This window comes from Mesorhizobium sp. LjNodule214 (assembly GCF_964252735.1).
Lineage (GTDB): Bacteria > Pseudomonadota > Alphaproteobacteria > Rhizobiales > Rhizobiaceae > Mesorhizobium.
In genome coordinates this window covers 236,335-257,325 of record NZ_CAXUPE020000001.1, presented here as the reverse complement: position 1 = coordinate 257,325, position 20,991 = coordinate 236,335, and the positions used below count along the sequence as shown (strand labels likewise).

Genomic DNA, 20,991 nt, shown 5'->3' with positions numbered 1-20,991 from the left:
ATTCAAAAACCCTGGAACAGCATGTCGAGCGCGCCGACGATGTCGTCGTGATTCTTGGTGATGTTCAACCTGATTTCACCCAGTTCGCCGGTCGGAACCGTGGCGATCAGATGGGTGGCCACAAGCAGCTTTCGGCCGTTGATCTCGACGATGGGATGCAGTTTTCGAATCGCCGGCGGTGCGGCCTGGATCGGGAGAAGCGGGATCACCACTCGTGTCTTGAGGTGGTCGAGCAGATCGGATTGCACGTTCAGCAAATAGCTGCCTTCGACGCGACCCGTGAAGACATCATAGCGGGCCATCAGAATTGCCGGTGCTCTTCTAGCGGTATTCCTTGCTTTTCGGCGTATTCATTCCACGCCTCCATCGTGGCGCGGTTCTCCAGCTTCCACAGTCGCGTCTTTTCGGCAGCCACGGCCTCTGCGATGCCGGCTTCCGCGGCGCGCGAGACATTGACGTCCAGCCCCTTGGCTTCCTTCATGAGATTGGAATCGATCGACAGGTTCGCCGGCTGGCGGATCGCGTTCGAGGCTAGCTTGCGCATGGTGACCTCCGCAACATGCGCATAATCTATGCGCATTTGCGCGCCGCGGCAATGGCGATGCGGTGTCTGATCGCGCGCGCACGAGCTTGCTTCCTGGGGACATGGGCGAAATTGCCTTCAGATGCTATACTCACACAAACGGCAGGCCGAAATCGGGCACGGCGATGACCAATGCGAAGATCGATCTTCGTGAGCTGGGCGAAACCGTTCTCCTGACGGATGGCGGACTCGAAACGTCGCTCGTCTTCATGGATGGGCTCGATCTGCCGTTCTTTGCCGCCTTTCCCCTGCTTGGCGAGGAAGAAGGCCAAGAGAGGCTCGCTCGCTATTTCCGCCAGTTTCTGGATATCGCCGAACAGCACGGCGTCGGCTTCGTGCTCGACACGCCGACATGGCGCGCCAATCCGGACTGGGGCGGGAAACTCGGCTATTCGGACAAGGCGCTGTCGGCCGCCAACCGGCACGCTGTCTCGTGGGCACGGGCGCTCGCTGCGCCTTTCGCCGCGCGCGGGATGGTCGTCCTTGTGAATGGAGTGGTCGGACCGCGCGGCGACGGCTACCGGGTCGATGCGGTCATGACGACGGCCGAAGCTGAAAACTATCACATCGACCAGATCAAGGCGTTCCGCGACGCCGGCGCCGACATGGTCAGCGCCATCACCATGACCTATTCGCACGAGGCGACCGGGATAGCCTGCGCCGCAATGGCATCGGGCCTTCCGTCGGTAATCTCCTTCACTGTCGAGATCGATGGGCGCCTGCCTTCCGGCGAGAGCCTGAAAGATGCCATCGAAACCGTTGACGACGAAACCGACGGCGCACCGGCCTATTTCATGATCAACTGTGCGCACCCCAGCCATTTCGACGCCGTTCTTGCCGGCGGCGGAGGCTGGGTGGGCCGCATTCGCGGCATGCGCGCCAACGCGTCCGCCAAGAGCCATGCCGAGCTTGACGCGGCGACCGAGCTCGATCCGGGCGATCCGGTCGACCTCGGCCGGCGCTATCGCGCGATGCGCGACCGTTTCGGCCATATCGGCGTGCTTGGCGGCTGCTGCGGTACGGACGCAAGGCACATTGCCGCGATCTGCGAGGCCTGCCTGTGACAGGCGGCTATCCTTCCATCTCCTCGCGCAGCATCTCCAACTCCAGCCATTCCTCTTCGAGCGCGGCCAGCGTGGCGCGTTCCTTGTCGAGGGCGGCAATGGTCTTCTGAAACGAGGCCGGGTCGCGCTCGTAGTAGGCGGGATCGGCGATGTTGTTCTCCAGCCTGGAAATCGAAGCGGCGATCGCCTCGATTTTCTTGGGCAAGGATTCCAGGGCGAATTTCTGCTTGAACGACAGTTTCTTCGCCGGGGCCTTCGGAGCAGAAGACTCGGGCCTGCTGGTCGCAACCGCCTCGCCAGCCTCCGCCTTCGGCCTTGCCTTGCGGTCTTCCAGCCTGGTGCCGCCGCGCTGTGCCAGCATGTCGGAATAGCCGCCGGCATATTCGATCCAGCGGCCACCGCCGTCAGGCGCAATCACGCTGGTCACGGTGCGGTCGAGGAAATCGCGATCGTGGCTGACCAGGATGACAGTGCCGGCAAAACCGGCGACCAGTTCCTGCAGCAACTCCAGCGTCTCCATGTCGAGATCGTTGGTCGGCTCGTCGAGCACCAGAAGATTTGCCGGCCTGGCCAGCACGCGGGCCAGCAGCAGGCGCGCCCGTTCGCCGCCGGAAAGCTCGCGCACCGGCGTGCGCGCCTGCTCCGGCTTGAACAGGAAGTCCTTCATATAGGAGACGACGTGGCGCTGCTCGCCATTGACGACGAGGTTCTCGCCGCGCCCGTCGGTGAGGTAATGCGCCAGCGTCTCGGCTGGGTCGACGGCCTCGCGCTTCTGGTCGAGCGTGGCGATCTCCAGATTGACGCCGAGCCGCACCGAGCCGGCATCCGGCGTCAGTTCGCCGGTCAGCATCTTCAGAAGCGTCGTCTTGCCGGCGCCGTTCGGCCCGACCAGGCCGACGCGATCGCCGCGCTGGATGCGGGTCGAAAAGCCCTTGACCACGGTGAGGTTGCCAAAACTCTTTTCGATGTTCCTGGCCTCGATCACCAGCTTGCCGGATTCGGCGGCGTCGCTGGCCACCAGTGTCGCCGTGCCTTCGGCGCCGCGATGGCCGCGAAAGCGCTGGCGCATGGTCTGCAGTTCACCAAGCCGGCGCATGTTGCGCTTGCGCCGCGCCGTCACGCCGTAGCGCAGCCAGTGCTCCTCGCGCACGATCTGGCGGCCGAGTTTGTGCTGCTCGCGCTCTTCCTCTTCCAGAACCTGGTCGCGCCATTCCTCGAAATGGCCAAAGCCCTTGTCCAGCCGCCGGGTTTGGCCGCGGTCGAGCCAGACTGTGGCGCGCGAGACGCGCTCGAGAAAACGGCGGTCATGCGAGATGAGGATCAGTGCCGACGAGGTGCGGGCAAGCTCCTCTTCCAGCCACTCAATCACCGACAAATCGAGATGGTTGGTCGGCTCATCAAGCAGCAAGATGTCGGGCTCGGGCGCCATGACGCGGGCGAGTGCTGCGCGCCTTGCCTCGCCGCCGGAGAGATCATTCGGCTTCTCCTCGCCGGTGAGGCCGAGGTGTTCCATCAGATAGGTGGCGCGGTAGGGATCGTCGGCAGGTCCCAGTCCCGCCTCGACATAGGCGCGAACGTTGGCGAAATCGTCCATGTCAGGCATTTGCGGCAGATAGCGCACGGTCGCCGAGGGCTGGCGGAACACTTCGCCGTCCTGCGGCTCGATCAGCCCGGCGGCGATCTTCAGCAGCGTCGACTTGCCGGAGCCATTGCGGCCGACCAGAGCGATCTTGTCGCCGGCCGAGGCGCTGAGTTCGGCGCCGTCAAGCAGCGGCGTGCCGCCGAAGGTGAGCTTGACCCCGTCGAGATTGAGAAGCGGGGCCATGATCAGCTTTCGGGCAAGGGGTATGGGTGGGCAAGCAGCAGCGCGCGGCCGCTGCCCAAGGCGATTTCGAGCCGGCCCTTGACCTCGTTGGAAATGGTCAACGACGAGCCGAACGCAACCTCGACATGGTCGAGCGGCCATTTGGCGCCGGTGACGCTGAGGCCGGCAAGATCGGAGAAACCAAGCACCGAAAACAGCGTGCCGTCGGCATAGTCGAAACCGGCTTTTCCCGGCAAAAGCGGAGTGCCTTCCTGCGCGCCGCTGGTCAAAAGCACATCCATTCCGCCTTCGGCCAGGCGCACCGCGAGGGCCAGGTGCAGGAAGGCGTGGTCGGCACGCTTGCCGCCAAAGGCGCCGGCGAGAACCAGGCTGGTGGCGCCGCGTTCGAGTGCGGCTGATATCGCCAGTTCGCCGTCGGTCTGGTCTTTCTCGGGCGGAAACACGTGGCGCGGCACGGCGGCCAGATCGGCGGGCAAATCCGCGGGAACGGAATCGAAATCGCCGACCCAGAGTTCGGGCATCACCCCCAGCATCCGGGCATGGCCGATGCCGGCGTCGGCGGCGATGACGCGCGTGCCCTCGATCTGGCGGTCGAGCAGCGGCGTGCGGATGAGATCGCCGCCAAGCAGGATGGTGAATGTGCTCATATCTCGTGGCCCTTACCAGCCCTGCCTGCGAAACGGAAGGCCGCGCCTTAAGTGCGTCGCGTCTTTGGGCAACATGCATTGGATGCCCGGCAAAGTTCCGCTTGCGCGGCTGATCGGCCGGGCCTATGTGTCGAAACGCTCTAACGGGGTGCCGGACGCGATCTTCGCGGACCGGCTGAGAGGCAGTCTCGCCAACCCGCTGAACCTGATCCGGTTTGTACCGGCGGAGGGATTAGACGTTTCGGACAACCCGGCGCCTCAATTCCTTTCACACGAACGAAGGAGGCGCCGATGCGCACGCTTTTACACTCGCTTGTCTCAGCAACAGTCCTCGCGGCATCCGTTTTTGCCGTGTCCGGGCCGGCATCGGCCCAGGAAAAACTCACCGTCTACACCTATGAGAGTTTCACCGCCGAGTGGGGTCCGGGCCCGGTGGTGAAGAAGGAATTCGAAGTCGAATGCGGCTGCACCCTCGACTTCGTCTCGGTCGCCGACGGCGTGGCGCTGCTCAACCGCGTCAAGCTCGAAGGGGCCTCGACCAAGGCCGACATCGTGCTCGGCCTCGACACCAATCTGACCGCCGAAGCCAAGGCTACCGGCCTGTTTGCGCCGCATGGCGCGGTGTCCGACGTCAACGTGCCGGGCGGCTGGAGCGACGACACCTTCGTGCCGTTCGACTATGGCTACTTCGCTGTCGTCTACGACACCGAAAAGTTGAAAGTGCCGCCGAAGAGCCTGAAGGAACTGGTCGAGGGCGATGCAACCGACAAGATCGTCATCCAGGATCCGCGCACCTCGACACCGGGCCTCGGCCTGCTGCTCTGGGTCAAGTCGGTCTATGGCGACAAGGCGCCGGAGGCCTGGGCCAAGCTCAAGTCGAAAGTACTGACAGTGACGCCCGGCTGGAGCGAGGCGTACGGCCTGTTCACCAAGGGCGAAGCGCCGATGGTGCTGTCCTACACGACGTCGCCGGCCTACCACATGGTCGCCGAAAACACCGAGCGCTACCAGGCGGCCGCCTTCGAGGAAGGCGAGTATCTGCAGATCGAGGTTGCTGGCATCACCACGACCGGCGCCAAGAACCCGCTGGCGGAAAAGTTCATGGCCTTCATGACCGGGCCGAAGTTCCAGAATATTATTCCGGAAACCAACTGGATGTTCCCGGCCGGCAAGACCGACAAGACGCTCAACCCGGCCTTCGACAAGCTGGTCAAGCCGACCAAGACCTTGCTGTTCAGCCCGGAAGAAGTCGCGGCCAACCGCAAGGCCTGGGTCGACGAATGGCTGGCGGTGATGAGCAAGTAGGGGTCGGGATGGCGCCGGCGCGTTCGACCGATTCCCGTGTCACCGCCGGCATCGTCGCGCTTGCCGCCATTGCACTGCTGATCGGCGGCGCGTCTGCCGGGCTCATCCTCGAAGGCGCACGCGACCTTTCCGGTGCTGCGTCGGCCTTCGACCCGTACCTCCTGCGTGTCGCCCGCTTCACACTCTGGCAGGCGCTTTTGTCGACGCTGCTTTCCGTCATGCCGGCGCTGTTCGTGGCGCGCGCCCTGTCGCGGCACCCGCGCTTTTTCGGCCGCGGCTTGATCCTGCAGCTTTTCGCCCTGCCGTTGGCGCTGCCGGCCATCGTCGCGGCGCTCGGCATCCTAGCGCTCTATGGCAATGCCGGTTATTTCGCCGGCTTGCTCGGCGACCAGGGCTGGCCGGGTATCTACGGGCTGTCAGGCATTCTCATGGCCCATGTCTTCTTCAACCTGCCTTTGGCCACAAGGCTGTTCCTCGAAGCGCTGGGGACGATCCCGGCCAACCAATGGCGCCTGGCGAGCCAGCTCGGCATGGGCGCAAAACCGGCCTTCCGCCTGATCGAATGGCCGGCGCTACGCGCGGCGTTGCCGGGCATTGCCGGGCTCGTCTTCATGCTCTGCATCACCTCCTTCACCATCGTGCTGACGTTGGGCGGCGGCCCGGCCGCCACGACGCTGGAGGTTGCCATCTACCAGGCGCTGCGGTTCGATTTCGATCCCGCGCGGGCCGTAACGCTAACATTTCTGCAGATCGCTCTGACCTTCGTCGTCGTGCTGGCCTTGATGCGGCTCGGCGCCAACACGGTTGGCGATGCCAATTTGCCGGTGGCGCCGCGACGGTATCTTTCCGCCGGCACGGCCGAGACCGCGTTGAACGTCACCTTGATCTGCCTGGCACTGCTGTTCGTCGCCGGACCGATGGCAGCGACGCTGGCAGCCGGGCTCGGCGCCGATCTCGGCCGGCTGGCGGGCGAGGCTGCCGTGCGACAGGCGACGCTGACCAGCGTCGCGCTTGCCTTGCTGTCGGCACTGCTGGCGGTGGCGCTGTCGCTGTCGCTCATCATGGCGCGGCGGGCACTCGCGCTGATGCGGGGCGCCGGCCCTCGGACGCTGCTCGAACATGCCACTGATACCGGCGCCGGCTTCGTGCTGGTCGTGCCGCCCATCGTCGTCGGTGCCGGCTGGTTCCTTTTGTTGCGTACGGTCAGCGACGTCTTTGCCGTCGCCCCTGTCATGGTCGTTGCCGTCAACGCGGTGATGGCGATGCCCTTCGCCATCCGTGCCGTGCGTCCCGCCTATGATGCGGCAAGCGAACGCCATGAACGGCTTTGCGCGCAACTTGGCATCTCGGGCTGGAGCCGGCTCATTCTGGTCGACTGGCCATCGCTCAGGCGGCCGCTGGCCACTGCCTTTGCCTTCGCCATGGCGCTGTCGCTCGGCGATCTCGGCGTGATCGCGCTGTTCGGCAGCGATTCGGTGCAGACCTTGCCTTATCTTTTGTTGGCGCGCATGGGCAGTTACCGGACGGCGGATGCCGCCGGCCTGGCCTTGCTGCTCGGCTTGGTTTGCCTGGCGCTCGTGCTTGTCGCGGACCGGCTGGGGCGGGGAGAACGAGCATGACGCCCACCCATGATGGCGCCGACGTGAAACGGGGGGCAGCAGTGCGGCTGGACAAGGTCTCGTTCAGCTATGGCGAGGCGTCGTTTCTCTTCGATGTCGAGTTTGCCGCTTCCAGGATCACCGCCATCATGGGGCCAAGCGGCTCTGGAAAATCGACGCTGCTCAATCTGGTGGCCGGTTTCGAGGCGCCAGGGTCGGGCCGCGTGCTGATCGGCGAGGCGGATGTCAGCGCCGCTCCGCCTTCGGCCCGGCCGGTGTCGATGGTGTTCCAGGAAAACAATCTGTTTGCCCATCTCTCGGTGGAGCGCAATGTCGGGCTCGGCCGTTCGCCGTCGCTCAGCCTGACCGGCGCCGACCGCGAGGCGATTGCCGAGGCGCTGCGGCGCGTCGGCCTAGCCGGCAAGGAAAGCCGGCTGCCGCGCGAACTCTCCGGTGGCGAGCGGCAGCGCGTCGCACTTGCCCGCGTGCTGGTGCGCGACCGGCCGGTGCTTCTGCTCGACGAGCCATTCGCCTCGCTCGGACCGGCCTTGCGCGACGACATGCTGGATCTTTTGGCCAGTGTCCATGCCGAGCGGAAGATGACGGTTCTGTTCGTCACCCACCAGCCCGAAGATGCGCGCCGCATCGGCCAGAACATGGTGTTTCTGGACAATGGCACGGTCGCCGAGGCGGGGACGGCGGCCGATTTCTTCGACGGCTCTGGACCGGAAGCCTTCCGGCGCTATATCGGCTCGGGTCCGGTCAACGCCGGATCACAAGATATTGCCCGGAAGCGGACATAATTTACGGCCAAACCGGATTTGGACGATGCGGCGTTTGCTTGCCTTGACCGGAGGAGTGTGGCTAGGTCCGGCCATACTGGTCCGGCATTGGCCGTGATTTGCCGCAAAGAACAGAAGGGACGCCGATCTGCCGACCGGCAAGGACAGAGTGTTGATGAAGCCGCTGGCGCGATTCCTTGCGCTGGCCAGCTTGGCCGTGGCGCTGGCAAGCTGCCAGATGTTCACGCCGCCGGATGTGCAGGAATCCGGTTTCCAGCCGTCCGACAGGCCCGTCACCGTCGACAATGTCGTCGCCAACAGCAAGCTCGCCGAGATGGCGAAGGCGCAGCATCCGCGCATCCTTGCCACCTATGGCGGCGAATATTCCGATCCCAAGCTCGAGCGCATGGTGGCCAAGGTCGTCGGCAGCCTGACGGTGGTGTCGGCAAATCCGACCCAGACCTACCGCATCACCATCCTCAATTCGCCCAACGTCAACGCCTTCGCGCTGCCTGGTGGCTATCTCTACGTCACGCGCGGCCTGCTGGCGCTGGCCAATGATTCGGCCGAGCTTGCCGCCGTCATCGCGCATGAGATGGGCCATGTCACCGCCAACCACGGCCTGCAGCGGCAGCAGCTGGAGGCCGAAGAGGGGCTGGCGACCAAGGTCGTCTCCGATGTGCTCGGCGACAGCCCGACCGCCAAGGCCGCACTCATCCGCGGCAAGCTCAGGCTTGCGCAGTTCTCGCGCAACCAGGAGCTCGAAGCAGATGCCATCGGCATCAAGTCGGTCGGCGAGGCGGGTTATGATCCTTACGCCGCCGGCCGCTTCCTGCAGTCGATGTCGGCCTATACCGATTTCCGCTCGATCAGCGGCGCCACCGATGCCAGCCTCGACTTCCTGGCGACGCACCCCAATACGCCGCAGCGCATCGACCTGGCACAGCGGCATGCCCGTCAGTTCGGCCCGCCGGGCGTGGGCACGCGCGACCGCGATGCTTTCCTCGCCGGCATAGACGGTCTGCTCTACGGCGACACGCCGGAAGAAGGCTATGTGCGCGGCCAGACCTTCCTGCATCCTGGCCTCGGCGTGTCGTTTACCGTGCCCGATGGCTTCGTCATCGACAATTCGGCGGTTGCGGTGACGGCGACCGGCCCGGGCGACATGGCGATCCGCTTCGATGGCGTTGCGATCGACAAGAACCGGCCGCTGACCGACTATATCCGCAGCGGCTGGGTGGCCGGCCTCGACGATGCGAGCGTGAAGCAGGAAACCATCAACGGCAACGAGGCGGCGACAGCGCATGCCGGCGCCGACGGCTGGCAATTCGACATCGCGGTGATCCGCGCCGGCGGCCAGGTCTACCGGCTGCTGACGGCGGCACCCTCGGCCAGCACCACGCTGGAGCCGGTGGCGCGCTCGGTCAGCGGCTCGTTCCGCATCCTCAGCGCGGCCGAAAAGGCGGCGCTGAAGCCGCTGCATATCCGCGTCGTCACCGTGCAGGCGGGGCAGACCATGGGTTCGCTCGCCGCGCAGATGGTCGGCGTCGACCGCAAGCTCGACCTGTTTAGGGTGCTCAACGCGATGTCGCCGGGCGCCGCCGTTTCGACCGGCGACAAGGTCAAGATCGTCACAGATAGATAAGGTTCAGGACGGCAAGGTTCAGGCGGCTGTCGCCATGAATTCCGGGTTCTGTTCCACCAGCGCGACCTTGAGCTTTTCCATGGCGCGAGCCTCGATCTGGCGGACGCGCTCCTTGGAAATGCCGAGCGCTTCGCCGAGCGATTCGAGTGTCGCGCCCTCGTCGGTCAGGCGGCGCTGCTCGATGATCCTGAGTTCGCGGGCATTGAGCGCGCCGAGCGCTGCCTTCAGCCAAAGCGAGCGGCGTTCGATGTCGATCGTGTCGCCGACGATTTCGTCCGGCAAGGGATCGTCCGAGATCAGGAAATCCATGCGCTCGGCCGTGCCGGCATCGTCGGCAAGCGGCGCGTTGAGCGAAGAGTCGGGAGCCGAAAGGCGGGAATCCATCATTGCCACGTCGGCCTCGGAGACGCCGAGCGCGACGGAAACTTCGCGGTAGAGCGAGGCGTTGGAGATTGGCTCGGCACCGTTCGCCAGCCGGGCGCGCAGGCGCCGCAGGTTGAAGAACAGGGCCTTTTGCGCCGAGCTGGTGCCGCCGCGCACGATCGACCAGTTGCGCAGGATGTAGTCCTGCATCGAAGCGCGGATCCACCAGGTCGCATACGTCGAAAACCGCACCTCGCGGTCCGGCTCGAAACGCGCCGCGGCTTCCAGCAGGCCGACATGGCCCTCCTGGATCAGGTCGCCGAGCGGCAGGCCGTAATGGCGAAACCGCGAGGCCATGGAAATGACCAGCCGCATATGCGCGACGGTGATCCGGTGCAGCGCCTGCTGGTCGTTGTCCTCTTTCCAGCGCAAGGCCAGAAGATGCTCCTCCTCGCGCTCGAGATAGGGAGCCTTCATCGCCGCGCGGACCATGGTTCGTCCTGCCGTATCTTCGATCATGCCGCGCTCCTGTTCCGGGTCTTGCCGGCGGGCTCGCCCCCGCGATCTTGTCGGCGCTTCGGTTGAAATGTCGGCGCTGCGCCCTACAACAGCAAAACTCGCCACGCCGAGGAATGTTCCCCGGCGCGATCGTCCTGCGGTTGAACGGAGCGGAGCGCTGCGGGAGCGCCGAAGGTTGGCGCCGCGTTCGTCGGTGCGGATTTTGAGAATGGGATTTCGGAAATGACCTATCTTTGAAATCCAATTCCTTATTTTGCCGAGCTGCATCTGCCAGTTTCCGGCCCTTCACAAAGCGCCGACCACCGGCCAAGACGGGATCACAGAAAAATGAAATGGCTCACTTCGCTCATCGTTGCCGGAACGCTGCAGGTTCTGGCGGTTACGTCAGGCCACGCCGGCGCCAACCTCGACCAGATCAAGCAGGCTGGCGTCATCAAGGTCGGCACGGAAGGCACCTATGCGCCCTTCACCTATCATGACGCTTCAGGCGCGCTGGTCGGCTTCGACGTCGAGATCGCCAAGGCGATCGCCGACAAGCTCGGCGTGAAAGTCGAATTCCTCGAAGGCAAGTGGGACGGGCTGATCGCCGGCCTCGACGCCAACCGCTATGACGCCGTCATCAACGAGGTCGGCATCACCGATGCGCGCAAGGCGAAGTACGACTTCTCCGATCCCTATATCGCCTCCAAGGCGGTGCTGATCGTTCGCGGCGACAACACCGACATCAAGAGTTTCGCCGATCTCAAGGGCAAGAAGTCGGCACAGTCGCTGACGTCCAATTTCGGCAAGCTCGCCGAGACCAACGGCGCCGAGCTCGTCGGCACGGACGGCTTCGACCAGTCGATCCAGCTGCTGCTCACTGGTCGTGCCGACGCCACCATCAACGACAGCCTGTCCTTCCTCGACTTCAAGAAGCACAAGCCCGACGCCAAAGTGAAGATCGCTGCGCAGGAAGAGAACGCCGATTACTCCGGTGTCATCGTGCGCAAGGGCGATCCGGAACTGGTCGCCGCCATCAACAAGGCGCTGGCCGACATCAAGGCCGACGGCACCTACAAGAAGATCGCCGACACCTATTTCGGCCAGGACGTCTCGCAGTAAACGCATTTTTCTCGGGCGGGCCGATACCGGCCCGCTTTCCATATATTGCGGCGACCCGTCTTTGACGGCTCGCCGGTTTTCGCGTGATATCCGGTCCTGTGTCCGCGCCTCGACGGATGCCGGCTGATGCACCGCGGATGATCTGGCAAGGAGGCCTTCTGTGCCGCACTGGCTGCAACTGATGCTGGACTCCTTGCCGACGCTGTTGTGGGCGGCGCTGATCTTCACCGTGCCGCTGACGCTGCTGTCGTTTGCCTTCGGCCTCGCGGCCGGACTGGCCACGGCGCTGATCAGGCTGTTTGGCCCGAAACCGTTGGTTGCCGTGGCCCGCTTCTATGTCTGGATTTTTCGCGGGACACCGCTGCTGGTGCAGTTGTTCCTGATCTTCTACGGCCTGCCGTCGGTCGGCATATTGCTCGACGCCTTTCCCGCCGCGTTGATCGGCTTCACGCTCAACATCGGCGCCTACACGTCGGAGATCATCCGCGCCGCCATCGGTTCAGTGCCGAAGGGGCAGTGGGAGGCAGCCTATTCGATCGGCATGAGCTGGAGCCAGGCAATGCGCCGCACGATCCTTCCGCAAGCCGGACGCGTCGCGGTGCCGCCGCTGTCCAACACCTTCATCTCATTGGTCAAGGACACCTCGCTGGCCGCTGCCATCACGGTGCCGGAAATGTTCCAGGCGGCGCAGCGCATCGTCGCCACCAGCTATGAGCCGCTGATCCTCTATGTCGAGGCGGCGGCGCTCTATCTGGCGCTGAGCTCGGTGCTGTCGGCGCTGCAGACGCGGCTGGAGGCCAGGCTCAATCGCTATGGCGGCTTCCTGGAGGCGCGGGCATGATCGGCCTCACCAATATCGAGAAGCGCTTCGGCGACAATCTTGTGCTGAAGGGCGTCACCGTCGCCATCGAGGAAGGCAGCGTCACCGCCCTTGTCGGCCCCTCCGGCGGCGGCAAGAGCACGCTGCTGCGCTGCATCAACCTGCTGGAGATCCCGACCTCCGGCACGGTGCGCATCGGCGACGAGACGCTCGAATTCCGGCCTGGCATCAAGGTCGCCACAAGGGACATCCGGCGCCTGCGGCTGCAGACCGGCATGGTGTTCCAGAACTTCCAGCTGTTCCCACACCGCAGCGCGATCGAGAACGTCATGGAAGGGCTGGTGACGGTACTGAAATGGCCGGTTGAGAGGGCGCGAGAACGGGCGATGGCTCTGCTCGAGAAGGTCGGCATGGCGCACAAGGCCGATGCCTGGCCGGCGACGCTGTCGGGTGGCCAGCAGCAGCGCGTGGCGATCGCGCGGGCGCTCGCGCCGTCACCAAAGGTGCTGCTTTGCGACGAGCCGACATCGGCGCTCGACCCGGAACTGGCGCAGGAAGTGGTCGACGTGCTTGGCCAACTCGCCAGTGAAGGCACGACCATGGTGATGGCGACGCATGATCTCAGGCTCGCCTCCAAGATCGCGCAGGAAGTGGTCTTTCTCGACGCCGGTGTCGTCGTCGAGAAAGGCCCGGCTTCCGTGGTGTTCAGCACCCCGGAGCATCAGCGCACCAGGCGCTTCATCGCCACGCTGAAGCAGGAGGCGGGCGAGTCCCAATAAAAAACCCGGCGCGAGGCCGGGTTTTCCTGAATTCAAAGAGCGAAAAGCTCAGGCAGCTTCTTCCTGCTCGGCTTCCTCGTTGTCGGCCTTGGCGCCGCGCTTCGGACCCTTGTTGAGGTTGACCTCGATGAGGCGCACCGCTTCGGTCTCCGACATGCGGTTGACGGCGGCGATCTCGCGCGCCATGCGGTCGAGTGCCGCCTCGTAAAGCTGGCGCTCCGAATAGGACTGCTCCGGCTGGTTGTCGGCGCGGTAGAGGTCGCGCACCACTTCCGAGATGGAGATCAGGTCGCCCGAGTTGATCTTCGCATCATATTCCTGGGCGCGGCGCGACCACATGGTGCGCTTGATGCGGGCGCGGCCCTGCACCACCTTCAGCGCGCGGTCGACATAGTCCTCTTCCGACAGCTTGCGCATGCCGATCGAGGTCGCCTTGGCGACCGGCACCTTCAGGCGCATCTTGTCCTTCTGGAAGTCGATAACGAAGAGTTCCAGCTTGTGGCCTGCCACTTCCTGCTCGTCGATCGACACGATCTGGCCGACGCCATGCGCCGGATAGACGATGAACTCGCCGGTCTTGAAACCGTGACGCGCTGCGGTGGACTTCTTCTGCGGGGTGATCGTTGCCATACGCCCTGAACTCCTTGTTGTAGCGCCGGCATGGCGGCGCCGGCTGAAACTTCGCGCGATCGGGGTGGCCGACCGTTAGCCGCACAACAGACGAACCCATCCGGAAAAGCCGGGACCGGCAAACCGCAATATCGCGACCGCCTGCCCCAGATCGCTCTGGTCCAGATTGAGAAGTTCACCTTTCAGTGATTTGGGGCGTTTGCGCCATAAATCGATGTTGTGTCACCGGCATGTTTGGCTGATGTAGCACAAAAAGTCGGAAGAATCAAGGTTTTGCTGCATTAGCGAAGGCAACCGGCCATCGCCGCCTGTCAAGACGGTTCGTGTCTCATGCCCGTTACGCTGCGTCATGCCGGCCGAACCGGCACGACCGTCAGTCGCCTTCGCCGGGCTCGGCGGAGAAATATTTCTCGAACTTGCCGGCCTCACCATCGAAGGTCTTGGCGTCTGCCGGCGGCTCTTTCTTGGCGGTGATGTTGGGCCATTTCTCGGCGTATTCGGTGTTGACCTGCAGCCATTTTTCAAGGCCGGGTTCCGTATCGGGCTTGATCGCGTCAGCCGGGCACTCCGGTTCGCAGACGCCGCAGTCGATGCACTCGTCGGGGTGGATGACGAGCATGTTCTCGCCTTCGTAGAAACAGTCGACCGGACAGACCTCGATGCAGTCCATGTATTTGCATTTTATGCAATTGTCGGTCACGACGTAGGTCATCGGTCGGCTCCGGGACGTCCCGTTTTTGTCGGGCTTTTTTGGTGAGGTAGCGCCTTTGCCTGCCGCTGGCAAGGGCGGCTATTCCCAAGGATGTCGGCGTCTCCGGAATGGAATTCCAGAGCGCGACACTGGCGAAAGTTGCTCGTGCCTTCAATCCTCGCCGATGAGCCGGTCGGTTTGGCGTCGTTCCTTCTTGGTCGGCCGGCCGCTGCCGGCGTCGCGCAGCGCCGGAATCGCATCCGGAACGGCCTCGCCCTTCGGTGCCGGCGGTGGCGACATGTCCTCGTAAAGCAGGCGCGCTTCTTCAGCCGGGCCGCGCCGGACCCCCGTTTCGAGTACCTTCCAGACGAAGATGCGCCGCTCCAGCGTGATGGTCAGGACATCGCCAGGCTTGACCAGATCCGAGGCCTGCGCTGCTTTGTCGCGATTGATGCGCACGCGTCCGGCGACCACCAGCTTCGCCGCCAGCGAGCGCGATTTCACCGCGCGGGAAAAGAACAGCCATTTGTCTATTCTCTGGCGGCCTTCGGCAACCATCGGACCTTTGACTTACTTCTTCAACTGGTCGCGCAGAGCGGCGAGCTTGGCGAAGGGCGAGTCCGGATCGAAACGCACCGGACGTTCCTCTCGCGGTTTTGCCTGGAATGCAGGCTTGCCGCCTTGTGCACCGCCCTTGCCGTCCGGCCTGCCGCCCTTCCAGTCGGGTCGGCTGTCGCGGCGATCGGGACGCTCGCCCTGCGGTTTGGCTTCGCGGCCGCCTTCGCCCTGGGGCTTGGGTTTGAACTTTGAGCGATCGAAGCGCGGCTTGCCGGCGCCGTCGCGCTGGTCGCGTCGGCCTTGGTAGGCCGGCCGCTCGCCTGGTGCGGTCACCGGCTGTCCGCCGCCGGCATCCGCCGGGGCATCGCTTCGGCCCTGCGCGGCCTGGCCGTTGCGCGGGCGATTGTCGCGGCGGTTGTCGTGATGGCGATGGCGTGGGCGCTGCTCGAAACGGCCCTGCCGCCACAACAGGATGGGTTTTGGCTGCTCGGCTTCCGGAGCGGGCTCGCCGGCAGCGGCCTCCGCCACCGTGGCTGGCTCGGCCGGCAGCGCTTCCTGAGCGGGCGTTGCAGCTTCGGTCGCCTCGACTGTCGCGGCTTCAACCTCGGCGACCTCGGGTTCGGATTCTGGTTCGGCGACCGACGCAGGTTCGGCCGGTATTTCCGCTGCGGCTTCCGCTACGGGCGCGGTCTCGTCCGCGACTTCAGCCGCAGCTACCGTCTGCTCTTCCGCGACAGGCTCCGCTACTGCCTTGGCGACGGGCTCGGCAAGTGCTTCGGCTGAGGCCTCAACAGCGGCATCAGGCTCAGAACCCTCCACCGGCGCCTCGACTGCGACTTCAGTCGTGGCTTCCGCCGTCACGGCCTGCTCGGCGCGCGCAGCTTCTTCCGCCACCAGCTTTGCGGCAGCTGCCTCGCGCGCGGCATCGTCCTGCGCTTCGAGCCGCGCCTTGACCTCGGCGGCAGGCTTCGGTTCGGCGCGGTAGCCGAGGCCTTTCAGGATCTCTTCCATGTCGTCAGCAGTGGCGCCGAGGATCGACATCATCGGCGGCGTCACCATGAAGGCGTGGCCGTCATAGGCGCCGTCGGGGCGCTGTCCGAGGCCCGGCTTCCAGTTGGTCGCGGGACGGATCAGATCGGCCAGCCGCTCGAGGATGTCGACGCGGACCGCGCGTCGGCCGAGATTGCGGTAGCCGGCGAGCTTGTAGAAGGACTTGTCGAAGACGGGATCGATGACCACCGAGGTGCGGCCGGAGGCCAGGGCGTGAACCACGTCGCCGAAGCCCGGTTTGTCCTTGCCGTCATTCTTCAGCGCCCAAAGCAATGTCACCAGTCCGGCAGGCGCCGGCTTGACCAGCGCCGGCACGAAGACATGGTAGGCGCCGAAGCGCACGCCCAACCGGCGCAACGCGGCGCGGCCTTCCTGATCGAGCGACTTCATCTCTTCGGCGATGTCGCGGCGGTTGATGAGGCCGAAATTCTCGACCAGCTGGAAGGCGATGCCGCGGCCGATGCCGGTGATCTGGTCGGCGTTCTTCAAGTCGACCAGCGGCTTCAGCAGGGATTCGACCTGGAAGTTGACGAAACGCTCGGCGCGCGCCGCGACCTTGTCGCGGGCGGGACCGGTGAGTTGCTCGTCGGCCAGAAGCACAAGGCGCGGCTTCAGCGGCTCGTCGCCGGCGACCAGCGTGCCGACCGGCGCGCCGATCCAGCGCAGCGTGCCGTCGGAGCCGAGTGCGATGTCGCCATTGGCGCAGGCGCCGAAACGTTCGGCGCGCGCCTCGAATTCGGTGGCAAGCGCCTTTTGTGCCGCCGTGCGCACGGCTTTGGCATCCTCGCCGCCGGCGCTCTGGTCGGCGGTGAAGCGGAACCCTTGCAACTCGCCGACATGATGGCCTTCGACAAGGACGGTTCCGGTAGGGCTAATTTCGGCTTCAGGCATGGTATTTTCTCTAAGGCGCCGCATGAGGACGGAAGTCCTGCGGTCTACAAAGCGTTTCGTCAACCGCTCATGCAGCGCATCCGACAATCTGTCTTCGATTTCGCGCGTCTTTTCCTGCCAGTGTGCCTGATCGGCCAGCCAGCCGGGCCGATTGGAAACGAAAGTCCAGGTGCGGATCTGGGCGATCCGGTGCGACAGCGTGTCGATGTCGCCGTCTGTCGTGTCGGCACGCCGCACCTGCTCGGCCATGTAGTTTTCGTCGACATGGCCATGCCGGGCGAGGTCCATGTAGATCGAGGCGATGAGGTCGGAATGCTGGGCCGGCGCGATCTTCCTGTAGTCGGGGAGCGCGCAGGCTTCCCACAGCAGCGCCACCCGCTTGGCGTCTGTGGCCAGAGCCCGGATATCCACGTCGCGCGACAGGTGCTCGAGCGCCTGCGCGTCGACCGCCGGCAGCGCCCGCGTCAGGCCCTCGACCGGTGCGTTGGTCTCGATCGAGCGCTTCAGCGCATCAAGGCTGGCGAAATCGAAATTGGCAGTGCGCCATTGCAGCACCTTCACCGGGTCGAAATCGTGGCTTTCGATCTTCTTGACCAGGTCCTCATCGAGCGGATCGACCTGGCCGGTGACGCCGAACGTGCCGTCGCGCAAATGGCGGCCGGCGCGGCCGGCGATCTGGCCGAGCTCGGCGGACGTGAGGTCGCGAAATTGGTAGCCGTCGAATTTGCGGTTCTGGGCGAAGGCGACATGGTCGAGGTCGAGATTGAGGCCCATGCCGATGGCGTCGGTGGCAACGAGGTAATCGACATCTCCGGACTGGAACAGCGCCACCTGGGCGTTGCGGGTGCGCGGCGAGAGCGCGCCGAGCACGACGGCGGCACCGCCCTGCTGGCGGCGGATCAGTTCGGCGATGGCATAGACCTCGTCCGCCGAGAAAGCGACGATCGCCGTGCGCCGGGGCAGGCGGGTCAGCTTCTTCGAGCCGGCATAGGCCAGATGCGACAGCCGCGGCCGCGTCACCACCGAAACGCCCTTCAAGAGGCGTTGCAGGATGCCGTGCATGGTGGCTGCACCCAAGAGCAGCGTTTCCTGGCGGCCGCGCAGATGCAGGATGCGGTCGGTGAAGATGTGGCCGCGCTCGAGATCGCCGGCGAGCTGGACCTCGTCGATGGCGACGAAGGCGGCGTCGGTCTCGCGCGGCATGGCCTCGACTGTGCAGACCGAATATTTGGCGCCCACCGGCTGGATTTTCTCCTCGCCGGTGATGAGCGCCACCTTGTGGGCGCCGACCTTCTCGCAGACGCGCGTGTAGACTTCGCGCGCCAGCAGCCTGAGCGGCAGGCCGATGACGCCGCTTTCATGCGCCACCATGCGTTCGATGGCGAGATGGGTCTTGCCGGTGTTGGTCGGGCCGAGCACGGCCGTCACGTCGCGGCCCGAAAGGATCAGCGGCTGGGAGTGTTTCGGCTGGATATTCATCGGCTCGGAAATACGCTTCTGCCGCTCGTTGCCGGGGAGCACGCCAGTGGTGGCGCGTGTGACAGCCGACACATAAGGATTTCAGGCGCGAAGCGAAAGCGGAATGTTCCGCAAGCGGGGCAAAGAGCCGTCCGGCTCGTGCAAAATCCGGTCTCGATTAAGAGTTGGAACGAGTCTGGAACGAATCGGCGACGAATCACTGACTCTCACTGATTCAGGTTTTGTTCACGGCTATATGTGGATTTTTTGACGGCGAGTCTCACCACATGCTGAATCGCTAAACTGGCCCGATTTATGCAAGGAGAACAATGCTGTTAACCTTCGCCGGGGAACGATCGCCGCACCCCGATCGGCCTCAGCCAACATTATGAAATTATTGACTTTTCCTAACGCGGCCTTAATGATTTGATCGATGTTTTCGGCCCTCATCGTTAATGTTTCGGCCAAAGCCGGAACGAATCGGCGACGAATCAGCGATGCTCAGGTTTTCTTGGTTTGTTCACCCCAATATGTTGTGTTGTGAACAGGTTATCCACCGAGAAGTCACAGCTTGTGGCGTGGGTTTCGCACAGACTTGGCAACTGCCGTTAACCTTTGCGTGCCGCTCCGGCACAGATCGGTGTTGGGTGCATCGGTCGGCCCGATCATAGCACCACAACCAGGCTCGGACAGCAATGCCAAACGGCTGCTTCAGGCCAGGTCCTCTTCCGTCACATAGCGCTGCAAGGCAGAGCCGACGTTCCGGATGATTTCATCGTGCGACAGGGCGACGACCGGAGGAAGCCGCAGCAGGTATCGGCACATCGCCAAACCCAGCAACTGGCTCGAGACGAGACCGGCCCGTCGACCCGCATCGGCGGGGTCACCGACCGCCGCAACCACTGGCCTCACCTGACTGGCAAACACCTCGCGCAGCTTTTCGGCAGCAAAGTCGTTGGACATCGCCGAACGCAGCAGAATTGTCATGCCAGGACCGCTGGCCGGACTTTCCCAGATTTCGAGAAAGCGCCTGATCAGTGTTTCGCCGATGGCGGCTCGGTCAATCACCCGCAGCTCCGGCAGATGCAGGTCGACGACCGCCGCCCTGGCGAACAGTTCGTCCTTGCTGCGGAAATAGCGGATCACCATGGCCGGATCGATCGAGGCATGCGCCGCGACATCGCGGATCGAAGCCCCGTCATAACCATGCTCGGCGAACAGTAGCCGCGCCGCCTCGAGGATATGGGCCCGCGTGCGGTCCGATTTGCTGATTGTCTTCGCCTGATTCTGGGTCATGAAAATTCATATGCCAACACCTGTTGACAAATGCAATGGCGTCAATTAGAAAGTCAACATCTGTTGATAAATGGAGAGAAAAAAATGTTGCCCGATACAACGGAAGTCCTGATCATTGGTGCCGGCCCGACCGGCATGGCGCTGTCCATCATGCTGCACCAGGCCGGTGTCGATCATGTGCTGATCGACAGGCTGGCGCAGGGCCTGCAGACCTCGCGCGCCGGCGTCATCCATGCGCAGACGCTGGAAGCGCTGGAGCCTCTCGGTGTCACCGGGCGGCTGGGCGAACTTGCCCTGAAGCTGCAAAATTTCGTCATCCGCGACCGCAACCGGGCGCTGCTCGATGTCGATTTCGGCAAGCTTCCATCAAGGCATCCCTATCTGTTGATGCTGCCCCAGAACCTGACCGAGCAGGTGTTGGCCGAGCGGATCGCAGCCCTGGGCGGCGTCATTCATCGCGAAGTCGAGGCCAAGGCGGTTGTTCAGGATATTAGCGGCGCCCGCGTGACGGTGGTCGAGAACGGCCGCGAGAAGCTCATATCGGCGCGCTACGTCGTCGGCGCCGATGGCATGAACAGCCTGGTGCGCGGCGCGGCCGGCATCGAGTTCGACGGCGCAGCCTATGACGGGTCGTTCGTGCTCGCCGACGTCCGCCTCGACTGGCCGGTTGGGCCGAAGGAAGTGTCGCTGTTTTTTGCGCCGACCGGGCTGGTAGTGGTGGCGCCGCTTCCGGACGGATCGTACCGCATCGTTGCAACAATGGATGACGCGCCGGAAAAGCCTGCGGTTGCCGACATCCAGGCGCTGCTCGACCGCCGTGGGCCGACCGGCCAACGAGCTCGCGTGCTCGGCCTGGCGTGGAGCTCGCGCTTTCGCGTGCATCACCGCCTGGTCCGGTCGTATCGCAAGGAGCGGTTGTTCCTCATGGGCGATGCCCCGCATGTCCACAGCCCCGCGGGTGGGCAAGGCATGAACACCGGCATCATCGACGCGGTCGTGCTTGGCGAACTGCTTGGCGATGTGGTGAACGGCGTGCGGTCGGAAGCCGAGCTCGACCTCTACGAAACGTTGCGCCGTCCGGCGGCGCAGGAGGTGCTTGAACTGGCAGGCAAGATGACCGAGATGGCGCTTACCCGCAATCCGGTGAAGCGGTTCGTCCGCAATCTGCTGCTCTCGCTGACGAACCTCAATCCATTGCTGAAGCGTCGCATGGCCGTGAAACTGTCAGGCCTCAGCCGCGCGCCGCTGGCCCGGCTGCCGGCACCTTCGCGTGGGCCGGGTTCAATCTCCCCTGCCAAGCCTGCAGCCAAACCAGCGCTGAAGCTTGCCGCCTGACGGCTGCGATTGTTAGGGCAACGAGCCTCGATCGTGGGATCGTATGTCTGT

General features: G+C 64.3%; 19 protein-coding genes and 1 riboswitch. Of the genes, 9 read left to right on the top strand and 10 right to left on the bottom strand.

What is annotated here, in order from left to right; all coding sequences use genetic code 11:
- Positions 1 to 2: 2 nt before the first annotated feature.
- Together ACSQ3Z_RS01195 and ACSQ3Z_RS01190 are read right to left on the bottom strand one after the other, a co-directional pair.
- Positions 3 to 302, bottom strand: coding sequence for a CcdB family protein (locus ACSQ3Z_RS01195; RefSeq protein WP_436169587.1), 300 nt, complete (start codon positions 300 to 302; stop codon positions 3 to 5).
- Entirely contained in the window at positions 302 to 544 is a 243-nt protein-coding gene (locus ACSQ3Z_RS01190) for a type II toxin-antitoxin system CcdA family antitoxin (RefSeq protein WP_436169586.1), read from the bottom strand. The genes ACSQ3Z_RS01195 and ACSQ3Z_RS01190 overlap by 1 nt, the downstream gene beginning before the upstream one ends.
- Positions 545 to 708: 164 nt before the next feature.
- Between ACSQ3Z_RS01190 and ACSQ3Z_RS01185 the strand changes: the two genes are divergently transcribed.
- Positions 709 to 1,647: a homocysteine S-methyltransferase family protein gene (locus tag ACSQ3Z_RS01185; protein WP_436169585.1), complete on the top strand. Its 939-nt coding sequence runs from the start codon at positions 709 to 711 to the stop codon at positions 1,645 to 1,647.
- 7 nt (positions 1,648 to 1,654) lie between these two features.
- Here the strand turns inward: ACSQ3Z_RS01185 and ACSQ3Z_RS01180 are convergent, their stop codons facing one another.
- Positions 1,655 to 3,475: an ABC-F family ATP-binding cassette domain-containing protein gene (locus ACSQ3Z_RS01180; protein ID WP_436171805.1), complete on the bottom strand. Its 1,821-nt coding sequence runs from the start codon at positions 3,473 to 3,475 to the stop codon at positions 1,655 to 1,657.
- Complete coding sequence (locus tag ACSQ3Z_RS01175) at positions 3,475 to 4,119, bottom strand: thiamine diphosphokinase (RefSeq protein WP_436169584.1); 645 nt, start codon at positions 4,117 to 4,119, stop codon at positions 3,475 to 3,477. Before ACSQ3Z_RS01175 ends, ACSQ3Z_RS01180 begins: the two co-directional genes overlap by 1 nt.
- A 134-nt stretch (positions 4,120 to 4,253) precedes the next feature.
- Positions 4,254 to 4,368: riboswitch (TPP riboswitch) on the top strand.
- Positions 4,369 to 4,410: 42 nt separating this feature from the next.
- On the opposite strand from ACSQ3Z_RS01175, the gene thiB reads away from it, so the two are divergent.
- The 4 genes from thiB (at position 4,411) to ACSQ3Z_RS01155 (ending at position 9,449) form a co-directional block, all read left to right on the top strand.
- Positions 4,411 to 5,424 carry a thiamine ABC transporter substrate binding subunit gene (gene thiB / locus ACSQ3Z_RS01170; RefSeq protein WP_436169583.1) on the top strand — a complete coding sequence of 338 codons (1,014 nt, stop codon included), beginning with the start codon at positions 4,411 to 4,413 and terminating at the stop codon, positions 5,422 to 5,424.
- Between the two features lie 8 nt (positions 5,425 to 5,432).
- Positions 5,433 to 7,043: a thiamine/thiamine pyrophosphate ABC transporter permease gene (gene thiP, locus ACSQ3Z_RS01165; protein ID WP_436169582.1), complete on the top strand. Its 1,611-nt coding sequence runs from the start codon at positions 5,433 to 5,435 to the stop codon at positions 7,041 to 7,043.
- On the top strand, positions 7,040 to 7,825 hold the full coding sequence (gene thiQ, locus ACSQ3Z_RS01160; RefSeq protein ID WP_436169581.1) for a thiamine ABC transporter ATP-binding protein: 786 nt from the start codon (positions 7,040 to 7,042) through the stop codon (positions 7,823 to 7,825). The genes thiP and thiQ overlap by 4 nt, the downstream gene beginning before the upstream one ends.
- 154 nt (positions 7,826 to 7,979) lie before the next feature.
- On the top strand, positions 7,980 to 9,449 hold the full coding sequence (locus ACSQ3Z_RS01155) for a M48 family metalloprotease (protein ID WP_436169580.1): 1,470 nt from the start codon (positions 7,980 to 7,982) through the stop codon (positions 9,447 to 9,449).
- Between the two features lie 18 nt (positions 9,450 to 9,467).
- Here ACSQ3Z_RS01155 and ACSQ3Z_RS01150 read toward each other — a convergent pair whose 3' ends face one another.
- Positions 9,468 to 10,331 (bottom strand): RNA polymerase factor sigma-32, encoded by an 864-nt coding sequence (locus ACSQ3Z_RS01150; RefSeq protein ID WP_006202434.1) that lies wholly within the window; start codon positions 10,329 to 10,331, stop codon positions 9,468 to 9,470.
- A gap of 327 nt (positions 10,332 to 10,658) precedes the next feature.
- On the opposite strand from ACSQ3Z_RS01150, the gene ACSQ3Z_RS01145 reads away from it, so the two are divergent.
- The 3 genes from ACSQ3Z_RS01145 (at position 10,659) to ACSQ3Z_RS01135 (ending at position 13,031) form a co-directional block, all read left to right on the top strand.
- A complete protein-coding gene (locus ACSQ3Z_RS01145) occupies positions 10,659 to 11,432 on the top strand; it encodes an amino acid ABC transporter substrate-binding protein (RefSeq protein WP_436169579.1) in 774 nt (257 codons plus the stop codon).
- 160 nt (positions 11,433 to 11,592) lie between these two features.
- On the top strand, positions 11,593 to 12,273 hold the full coding sequence (locus ACSQ3Z_RS01140; protein ID WP_436169578.1) for an amino acid ABC transporter permease: 681 nt from the start codon (positions 11,593 to 11,595) through the stop codon (positions 12,271 to 12,273).
- A complete protein-coding gene (locus tag ACSQ3Z_RS01135; RefSeq protein WP_436169577.1) occupies positions 12,270 to 13,031 on the top strand; it encodes an amino acid ABC transporter ATP-binding protein in 762 nt (253 codons plus the stop codon). Before ACSQ3Z_RS01140 ends, ACSQ3Z_RS01135 begins: the two co-directional genes overlap by 4 nt.
- A 48-nt stretch (positions 13,032 to 13,079) precedes the next feature.
- On the opposite strand, the gene ACSQ3Z_RS01130 is transcribed toward ACSQ3Z_RS01135, so the two are convergent.
- The 5 genes from ACSQ3Z_RS01130 to ACSQ3Z_RS01110 all read right to left on the bottom strand — a co-directional run bounded on the left by ACSQ3Z_RS01130 (position 13,080) and on the right by ACSQ3Z_RS01110 (position 19,605).
- Positions 13,080 to 13,661, bottom strand: a complete 582-nt coding sequence (locus ACSQ3Z_RS01130) for a CarD family transcriptional regulator (RefSeq protein WP_296745540.1) — start codon at positions 13,659 to 13,661, stop codon at positions 13,080 to 13,082.
- Between the two features lie 373 nt (positions 13,662 to 14,034).
- On the bottom strand, positions 14,035 to 14,373 hold the full coding sequence (fdxA, locus tag ACSQ3Z_RS01125) for a ferredoxin FdxA (protein WP_006202440.1): 339 nt from the start codon (positions 14,371 to 14,373) through the stop codon (positions 14,035 to 14,037).
- 150 nt (positions 14,374 to 14,523) lie between these two features.
- Positions 14,524 to 14,910 carry an RNA-binding S4 domain-containing protein gene (locus ACSQ3Z_RS01120; protein ID WP_436169576.1) on the bottom strand — a complete coding sequence of 129 codons (387 nt, stop codon included), beginning with the start codon at positions 14,908 to 14,910 and terminating at the stop codon, positions 14,524 to 14,526.
- A 12-nt stretch (positions 14,911 to 14,922) separates the two neighbouring features.
- Positions 14,923 to 18,330, bottom strand: coding sequence for a helicase-related protein (locus ACSQ3Z_RS01115; RefSeq protein ID WP_436171804.1), 3,408 nt, complete (start codon positions 18,328 to 18,330; stop codon positions 14,923 to 14,925).
- 690 nt (positions 18,331 to 19,020) lie between these two features.
- Positions 19,021 to 19,605, bottom strand: coding sequence for a TetR family transcriptional regulator (locus tag ACSQ3Z_RS01110; protein WP_436169575.1), 585 nt, complete (start codon positions 19,603 to 19,605; stop codon positions 19,021 to 19,023).
- Positions 19,606 to 19,689: 84 nt separating this feature from the next.
- Here ACSQ3Z_RS01110 and ACSQ3Z_RS01105 point away from each other — a divergent pair, with 84 nt between their 5' ends.
- Positions 19,690 to 20,940, top strand: coding sequence for an FAD-dependent oxidoreductase (locus tag ACSQ3Z_RS01105; protein WP_436169574.1), 1,251 nt, complete (start codon positions 19,690 to 19,692; stop codon positions 20,938 to 20,940).
- Positions 20,941 to 20,991: the final 51 nt, after the last annotated feature.